The sequence below is a fragment of the Microbacterium sp. CCH5-D1 genome (assembly GCF_001557335.1).
In the GTDB taxonomy this organism is placed as follows: Bacteria; Actinomycetota; Actinomycetes; order Actinomycetales; family Microbacteriaceae; genus Microbacterium; species Microbacterium oxydans.
In genome coordinates this window covers 20,262-28,235 of the sequence record NZ_LSJW01000140.1, presented here as the reverse complement: position 1 = coordinate 28,235, position 7,974 = coordinate 20,262, and the positions used below count along the sequence as shown (strand labels likewise).

The following is a 7,974-nucleotide window of genomic DNA, read 5'->3' as shown; positions in this document are numbered from 1 at the left end:
GCGGTCGATCGCGAGACCCTCGACGCCGCCGGCATCGATCCCGCCGCGTCCGAGGCCATGCTCCGTCACGCCGCGCTCGCCCCCCTGACCGATGTGAAGGTCACCTCCGAGGAGCCGGCGGAAGGCGGTACGGCCGTCACCGTCGACTACCGGGCGAGCGGCCATCCGGGAACCAGCACCTTCCTGATCGAGCAGGACGGATGGGCGGGCGTCACCCCGAACTGGCGCTTCACCACCAGCCCGCTGGCCGTGGTGGATCTGACGCTGCGTGGCGCAGACCGGTTCGCCGTGAACGGGTTCGAGGTCGACAGGCGCCAGATCTCGGTCGACGGGGTCGACGCCGCCTCGCTCGACCCGCTGCCCCTGCTCGTCTTCACACCGGGACTGTATGCGGTGACGGTCGACACCCCGATCTCGACCGCCTCGGGCCACGGGGTTCTCGCGGACACACCGCTGGCCATCACGCCGCTCGATGTGCAGACCGAGCCGACGGAGGCGTTCATCGACGTGGTCCAGGAGCGCGTCGAGTCCTTCCTCGCCGAGTGCACGACGCAGGAGGTCCTCCAGCCGACCGCCTGCCCGTTCGGCCTGCGGGTCACGAATCGTCTCGCGTCCGCTCCGAAGTGGTCGATCGCCACCCAGCCCCGTGTCACGGTCGCACCCGACGGCGGACAGTGGCAGATTCCGTCGACGGACGCGGTCGCCCACGTCGACGTCGACATCAGGTCGCTGTTCGACGGCAAGGTCCAGCCGCTGTCCGAAGACGTGCCGTTCCAGCTCAACGGGACGATCACGATCCTGCCGGACGGCACGGCATCGATCAGGGTCGGCTCCCCCAGCGAAGCCCCGGTCGACTGACCGGACCCCACTTCGGCGTCAGCGCCCCTCGCGGCTGTCGCGCTCGGCGAGGGCCGCCAGCTTGGCGTTGTACTCCTCGAGCTCCGCGTCCCCGGTGCGGTCGGCATGCCGGTCGCGGCGCTTCTGCAGCTTCGTGTCGCTTCGGCTCCACTGGATCGCGACGGTGATCGCGAGGATCAGGGTGGGGATCTCGCCGATCGACCATGCGATGCCGCCCCCCACGTACTGGTCCATCATCGGGTCGACACCCCAGTCGCGCCCCATCGAGCCGAACCAGTCGGCGACCATGAGGCCTTCCTGCATCATGATGGCGATGCCGAAGAAGGCGTGCATCGCCATCACAGCGATCAGGGTGATCAGACGGCCAGGGTACGGCAGACGGTACGGGACGGGGTCGACGCCGATCAGGCTCATCACGAACAGATAGCCCGAGATCAGGAAGTGGATCACCATCCACTCGTGGCCGAGATGCTCGTACATCGACCACCGCACCAGATCGGTGAAGTAGAAGGCCCACAGCGACAGGATGAAGATCGCGGCAGCGACGAACGGGTGGGTCACGACGCGCGCGAACGGAGAGTGCACGGCCCACATGATCCATTCGCGACCACCGCGCGTGCCGTCGTCGCGCTTGTGGATCGCGCGGAGGGCGAGCGTGATGGGGGCGCCGGAGACCATCAGCAGCGGGATGGCCATCGACAGCATCATGTGGCCCATCATGTGGATGCTGAACAGGTACTCCTGGTACGCGTTGAGCGGGCCGCTGGTCACCCAGACCAGCAACAGCATGCCGAGCACCCAGAACACGGTGCGATGGATCGGCCACCGGTCGCCGCGCAGCCGCAGGCGTCGCACGCCGGCGAGGTACAGGAACAGGCCGAAGCCGGCAGCGACGAGCCAGAGCACGTCGAAGTCCCAGGCGGTGAACCAGCGCTCCAGCGTCAACTCCGGAGGCAGCGTCGAGCCGGTGAGGATCTGTGCGGGGGTCTGGGCGAAGGCAGCGACCTCACCGGTGGGCGGAGGCGTGCGTGCGAGAGCGGCTGCCGCACCCGAGGCGAGGCCCATCAGCGCGACCTCGCACAGCACCAGGAGCCAGAACCAGCCCGCAGCGCGCTGACCCGTCAGCTTGGGGATGAGGCGGGACCGGTACCAGGCGCCCAGCAGTCCCATGCCCCCGAGGAGGGCGATCTTGGCGAGCACGATCCAGCCGTACGGAGTCGCCCACAGGGCCTCCCAGCTCCCGACCGCGACGACCGACCGCGTGACCCCCGAGAACGCCACCACGGCGAACGCGGCGATCGCCAGGGAGGAGTAGCGGCCGACGAGGCGCACGGGGTCGACGTCGGTCCGCCCCCGCAGCAGCACGAGCAGCAGGAGGCCACCGAGCCAGACCGCGGCGCCGATCGTGTGGAGCAGGATCGAGTTCACCGCCATGTTGTGCCCGGCGAGGTCTCCGGCGTGCCCCTGCGTCGCGAGGGGGAGGAAGGACGCCGCGGCGAGCAGCGCTGTGATGAGCGTGGGCGTCCACGAGCGCCAGGCGAACGCCAGCACCGTGATGATGGCACCGAAGATGGTGGTGATGAGCCAGGACTGACCCAGCGGCAGCTCCAGCAGGAAGCGGCCGAGCTGAGAGCCGAACTCGCGCTCGATGCTGAGCTTCGGGTTGAAGGCGGCCATGAAGGCCAGGAACCCGGCGAGGCCCGCGGACACCGTGAACACGGCGGCACCGACCGAGGCGATGTTCAGAGCCGCATCGAACGACCGCTCCCCCGCGCGCAGACCGAAGAGCGCGAGCACGAGCGAGCCGAGCATGACGGCACCGGAGACGTTCATGACGAGCTTGGCCACGGGCGTGCCCCAGAGCACGAACGGACCGGGGTCCTGCAGCAGGGGCGGCTTGGCCCCGCCGCCCACGAGGAGCGCCAGCACCAGGGCCACGAGGGCGGCGACGAGGAGGATGGCGACGCCGGAGACGCGATACGCCGAAATCCGACTCGTCGACTCGCTGCGGGAACTCACCCCTCCAGCCTAGGCGCGCCCGGCGATGAGAAAGCACGAAGGCCGCCCCCGTCGGAACGGGAGCGGCCTTCGAAGAGGTGCGGTCGAATTACTTGACGGCAGCCTTGAGCTTGGAACCAGCGGTCACCTTGACGCGCTTGCCGGCCGGGATCTTGATCTCGGCACCGGTCTGCGGGTTGCGGCCCGTGCGAGCAGCGGTGTCGACCTGCTCGAAGGAGATCCAGCCCGGGATGGAGACCTTGCTGCCCTTGGCAACAGCGTCGGAGACCGTGGCGAACAGCGAGTCGAGGACACCGGAGACGGTGGCCTGGCTCTGGCCGGTGGCGGAAGCGATGCTCGCGACGAGCTCGGTCTTGGTGATGGACTTGTCAGCCATGTCATCCTCCAGCGACGAAGACCGTCGCATCGTTGTGGGGTGTCGGAGCGGATGCTCCTGGTCTGTCGACCGCCTTGAATGTACCAACGACCACCCTCATTTCCGCGTCATTTCGCGGGTTTTGGGCAATTACTGGGCGTGTCGCGTCACTTTTGTCACTCCAGTCACATGTTCGGGGGCCTCGGCGGGCCGGAGAGCAGGTCCAGGAAACGGCCTGATCCGGCGTGATCACCTGACCCGGCTCGCGGTGCAGGGACGCGAAAGGGGCGAGGATCCGAAGATCCTCGCCCCTTTCGACTGTCTGCTGAGACTTACCAGCTCGACTTGGTGACACCGGGCAGCTCGCCACGGTGTGCCATGTCACGGAAGCGGACACGCGAGATGCCGAACTTCGTGAGGACACCGCGGGGGCGGCCGTCGATGACGTCGCGCGAACGCACGCGAGCCGGCGACGCGTTGCGCGGCAGCTTCTGCAGGCCGACGCGTGCGGCCTCGCGGGCCTCGTCGGTGGCGTTCGGGTCGATCAGGGTCTTCTTCAGCTCGGCGCGACGCTCGGCGTAACGCTCGACGATGACCTTGCGCTGCTCGTTGCGAGCGATCTTGCTCTTCTTAGCCATTGATCAACGCTCCTCTCGGAATTCGACGTGCTGACGGATGACCGGGTCGTACTTCTTGAGCACGAGGCGGTCGGGGGTGTTGCGGCGGTTCTTCTTCGTCACGTACGTGTAACCCGTACCTGCCGTCGAACGCAGCTTGATGATCGGACGGACGTCCTGAGCCTTCTTGGCCATTAGAGCTTCACACCCTTCGCCTGGAGGTCCTTGACCACGTTCTCGATGCCGCGGACGTCGATCACCTTGATGCCCTTGGCGGACACGTTGAGCGTGATCTTACGACCGAGCGAGGGAACGAAATACGTCTTCTTCTGCACGTTCGGGTCGAAGCGGCGCTTCGTCCGGCGGTGCGAGTGCGAGACATTGTGTCCGAAGCCGGGAACAGCTCCGGTCACCTGGCACACTGCTGCCATGATGTGACTCCTTCTATACCGTGAGGCCGGACGGCCCCACCCAAGATCCCTTGTCTGCACACGACCACGACCCGCCGATCTCTCGGCCGCAGAAGGGGAAGCATGCGAACTGCGCACAGGAGTGTGCGCAGACAAAGAGTCAGTTTAGCACGGCCGGCGCCGCGGTTCGCATCGCGCACACGGCACCAGCTCAGGCCGACATCGAGCCGTTCGCGCGACTCGACGCCTCGGCCGCACCGCGTCCCCATCGGAACGGGGAAACCGTGGGATCCGCGTCGATCCAGAAGCGCCACGGGAATGCCGCGGTCCCCGCGACGCCTGCCACTCCGACCCGAGGGCCGCTCACCACGTCGTCGCGCTGCGGCCCCAGCCAGAGTTCCGCCCGCGCCCCGTGCTGCTGGCCTGCCGTGACGGCGTCGATCCCGTCGTGCAGCGGATGTCGCAGGCCCACAGCCTGCCCGAGGCGGCCCGGCCCGCGGGCGAGGTCCCGCAGCGCGATGCGCCCGAGCGGAAGGGCGACGCCACGACGCAGGGCTGCAGCCTCCACCCCTGCCACGACCTCACCGGCGCGGAGCAGCACGCCGTCGCCCTGTCCCTCCGGTCCGCACACGACGTTGACGCAGGAGTGGATGCCGTGGCTCAGGTACACGTAGAGACGCCCCGGCTCACCCCACATGGTCGAATTGCGCGCCGTCCGTCCCATGCGGGCGTGCGACCCGGGGTCGGGGATCTCCCCCGTGCCCTGGCCGTGATAGGCCTCGACCTCGGTGATGCGCAGCCGCACTTCGACCGGGTCCGCCTCCGTCGCTGTGGAGATGAACGTGCGCAGCTCTCCACCCAGCAGACGCGGAGCGACGTCGACGGCGGAGCCGCTCAGGTCGGTGCGGACGGCGCGGCGCAGAGCCTCCTGCGGCCCTGCACCGCGCACGGGGTCGGGGCCGCCGGTCATCTCAGAATCTCGGGGCCGTCTGGCACCACGAGGCGTCGAAGCCGGTGAGGGCCACGAGCTCCTTGCCCGAGTCCATGTCGATCAGGTGCGTCTCGACGTTCTCGGGAAGCGGCAGCAGCATCCCGTCGTAGGCGTTGTTCGCCAGGTCTGGCGCGACGACGACGGCGGCATACTGACCGCTCGGCGATGCACAGGCCTGGAGGATCGAGTCCGTCGACCCGACCTCGACCAGCGGGGTCGCCGCACCGTCGTCGTCCACCCGCACGACCACCTGTCCGATCGGGAGACCCTCTTCGTCACGCGCGACGACGTGACGCAGTGTGCCGCCGGGGAACGGCGTGATGGAGCTCGCCGTGCCGTAGTCGGGGTCCGAAGCGGCGAGGGGCTGCTCCGAGCCGTCGGCCAGATCGAGTTCGACCACGGCTCCGTCGAGCCGCTCCACGATCGCGGTGTACGTGCCTCGGGAGATCCCCTGGATGGTGGCCGCGAGACCGAGCGACTGCACGCCGGCATCGGTCGAGCGGTCGACGAGCGAGAGCGCTCCGTCGAAGTCGATGAACAGCACGGCCGCGCTGTCGGGAACGAACTGCCACACGAACACGCTCGCCTCGGCACCGGCGACCTCGATGATCTGCGGGTCGTCGTCGCCGCTCAGCGACTGCGTGACGAGGACGCTCGCGCGCCCTTCGGTATCGCTGAGCTCCTTGTCCGAGTAGCTGTAGCCGACGAGGCCGCCGCGCTCGGAGACCTGGATCGCCCCCACGTAGCCGTCACCGGGGAGCTTCAGCTCACGCTGGTTCTTGCCGTCGCGGTCCATCACGAGCAGGCGGGATCCGTCGTCCTCCTCGACCGAGACCACGAGCTGCGTCGATGTCGCACGGAAGTCGTTGATCTTGTCGTGCTCGAACACCGCGACGGCCTTCTCTCCGCTGAGGTCGGTGAGGAAGATCTTGTCCTTGCCCTCGACGTCGCGGCGTAGCAGGAAGATGTTCGACGGCGGCGTCGTGAAGCTCGTGGTCAGCGTCGTCGTCGGGCCGCCTCCGGCACCGACGACATCGGCCACGCGGATCGTGTACTCGGTCGAATCGTCGAGCGGGACGGTGAATCGCACCCCCACGCCGCGACCGGAGGCATCGACGGTGAACGGCACCGCCGGCTCGACCGTCACCTGCGCGGGGTCGATGTCGGCGAGCGCCTGGTTCGCGGTGAGGATGACGCGGCTGCCTGAGGACTCGATCGCCTGCGCGGCGTTCACCTGCACGTCGCTGATGCGCGGTCCCTGGAGCAGGCTCGCGACACCCAGCCCCGTTCCGACGATGACGAGGACACCCAGCACGGCGGCGAGCGTGACGACGAAGCGACGACGGCTCCCCGGAGTCTGCACGGGCTCCGGCTCTGCCGCGACGCGAGGGGCCGGAGGCGTGTTCGGCTCCGCGGCCTCTGCGCGCTCCCTCTCGACGTCCGGGGCCGCGCCGACGAACACGGGCTCAGTCGCGAGCGGGACGGGCGGAAGGGTGGTCGCCTCCGCGTCTTCTCGGGCTGAAGCCTCGAAGGCTGCCATCTTCCGGGCTGCGGCCTCCTGCTCGGCGACCTCACGGTCGCCCGCCTCGCGCACCGCAGCCTCACGGACGGCAGCTTCACGAAGGACTGCCTCGTCTGCGACGGCATCCGGCTGGTCGGCAGACGAGGGATCCGCGGTGTGCGGATCGTGGTCCGGCGCCGCGGCGACGTGTTCGGCGGAGGCGATCACGCGGTCGATCCGCTCCGCCTCCGCTGCCTCGGCGGCTTCTCGCGCCGCACGCATCTCCGCGCGTGTGCGCGGGACGGCGGGCACCTCTGGGCGCTCGTCGTCAGTACTCATAGGGGTCCCCCGGCTCGTCGATCGCGACGACGTCGGTCGGTTCGATGCGGAGCTTCCCATCGGCATCCGCACGCACTGTTCCGGTGATCTCGACCCATTGGCCGGTCGCGTAGTCGTCGGGCTTCACGTCGACGGGGAGGATGGCGGTCTGCGCGTCGATCACGCAGTGCGTGATGACCAGGCGGGTGAGATTGACACCGTCGTCGGCATCGTCCGGGGTCACGAACCCCGTGAGCTTCACCGGCGCACCGTCATACGCGGCAGTGTTCGTCGCTGCGGCGAACACGCTCGCCCAGTCGCCGACGCCGAACGTCGAGGTGTCGGCGACGCCGAGGGCCACCGTGTCGGCACCGGCGAACAACGCACTCTGCTCTCCCGCGCGCGACATCGCGAGCTCGACGGACAGCGAGGCGGGCGGCAGCACGAGGCCGGCCACCACCACCCCGGAGGCGATGACACCACCCGTGACGGCGGCGACCCCGGCAAGCGTGCGGCGCGACGAGGGCGCAGTGGCTGGGCGCCCGTCGCCGTCCTCCGGGTCGGCGTGCTCCCGGTCGGCGTGATCCCGGGCGGCACTCTCCGCGCGTGACTTGCGGCGTGTGGGCGCAGGGGCATGCCCGTGATCGTGACCGTGGTCGCTCTCCTCGCCGAGCGGGAGGGTGCACGACCAGATCGCACCGGCCAGGGTGACGACGGCGGCTGTGCACGCGAACCACACCGACTCGGGGCTGATGTAGAGGGTGAGGCGTCCGGTGAGACCGAGACCGAGGGTGACGACCGAGATCACGGCGGCCAGCCCCACACCCAGCCAGCGGGTGCCGAGAGCGCGAACGCGCGCTGCGGTGGGCGAAGACAGCGCCACGCGCTCAGACAGTGCCACGTGC

General features: G+C 69.0%; 9 protein-coding genes. 1 reads left to right on the top strand and 8 read right to left on the bottom strand.

Going from position 1 to position 7,974, the window contains the following annotated elements; genetic code table 11:
* The coding region (locus AX744_RS20620; RefSeq protein WP_061016367.1) for a hypothetical protein at positions 1 to 858 on the top strand (858 nt) is incomplete at its 5' end.
* Positions 859 to 876: 18 nt separating this feature from the next.
* Here the strand turns inward: AX744_RS20620 and AX744_RS08830 are convergent.
* The 8 genes from AX744_RS08830 to AX744_RS08795 form a co-directional block, all read right to left on the bottom strand.
* Positions 877 to 2,877: a cytochrome c oxidase assembly protein gene (locus tag AX744_RS08830; RefSeq protein WP_082738461.1), complete on the bottom strand. Its 2,001-nt coding sequence runs from the start codon at positions 2,875 to 2,877 to the stop codon at positions 877 to 879.
* Positions 2,878 to 2,965: 88 nt separating this feature from the next.
* The gene (locus tag AX744_RS08825) at positions 2,966 to 3,253 is read right to left on the bottom strand and encodes an HU family DNA-binding protein (protein WP_017203554.1); all 288 of its coding nucleotides are present in this window, start codon (positions 3,251 to 3,253) and stop codon (positions 2,966 to 2,968) included.
* A gap of 311 nt (positions 3,254 to 3,564) precedes the next feature.
* A complete protein-coding gene (gene rpsN / locus AX744_RS08820; protein WP_017203557.1) occupies positions 3,565 to 3,870 on the bottom strand; it encodes a 30S ribosomal protein S14 in 306 nt (101 codons plus the stop codon).
* 3 nt (positions 3,871 to 3,873) lie between these two features.
* Positions 3,874 to 4,044: a 50S ribosomal protein L33 gene (rpmG, locus tag AX744_RS08815; protein ID WP_017203558.1), complete on the bottom strand. Its 171-nt coding sequence runs from the start codon at positions 4,042 to 4,044 to the stop codon at positions 3,874 to 3,876.
* Positions 4,044 to 4,280: a 50S ribosomal protein L28 gene (gene rpmB, locus AX744_RS08810; protein WP_017203559.1), complete on the bottom strand. Its 237-nt coding sequence runs from the start codon at positions 4,278 to 4,280 to the stop codon at positions 4,044 to 4,046. The genes rpmG and rpmB overlap by 1 nt, the downstream gene beginning before the upstream one ends.
* 190 nt (positions 4,281 to 4,470) lie before the next feature.
* On the bottom strand, positions 4,471 to 5,229 hold the full coding sequence (locus AX744_RS08805; RefSeq protein WP_058632989.1) for a DNA-3-methyladenine glycosylase: 759 nt from the start codon (positions 5,227 to 5,229) through the stop codon (positions 4,471 to 4,473).
* 1 nt (position 5,230) lies between these two features.
* Complete coding sequence (locus AX744_RS08800) at positions 5,231 to 7,090, bottom strand: hypothetical protein (RefSeq protein ID WP_231728768.1); 1,860 nt, start codon at positions 7,088 to 7,090, stop codon at positions 5,231 to 5,233.
* Entirely contained in the window at positions 7,080 to 7,970 is an 891-nt protein-coding gene (locus AX744_RS08795) for a TIGR03943 family putative permease subunit (RefSeq protein WP_231728767.1), read from the bottom strand. The genes AX744_RS08800 and AX744_RS08795 overlap by 11 nt, the downstream gene beginning before the upstream one ends.
* Positions 7,971 to 7,974 lie beyond the last annotated feature (4 nt).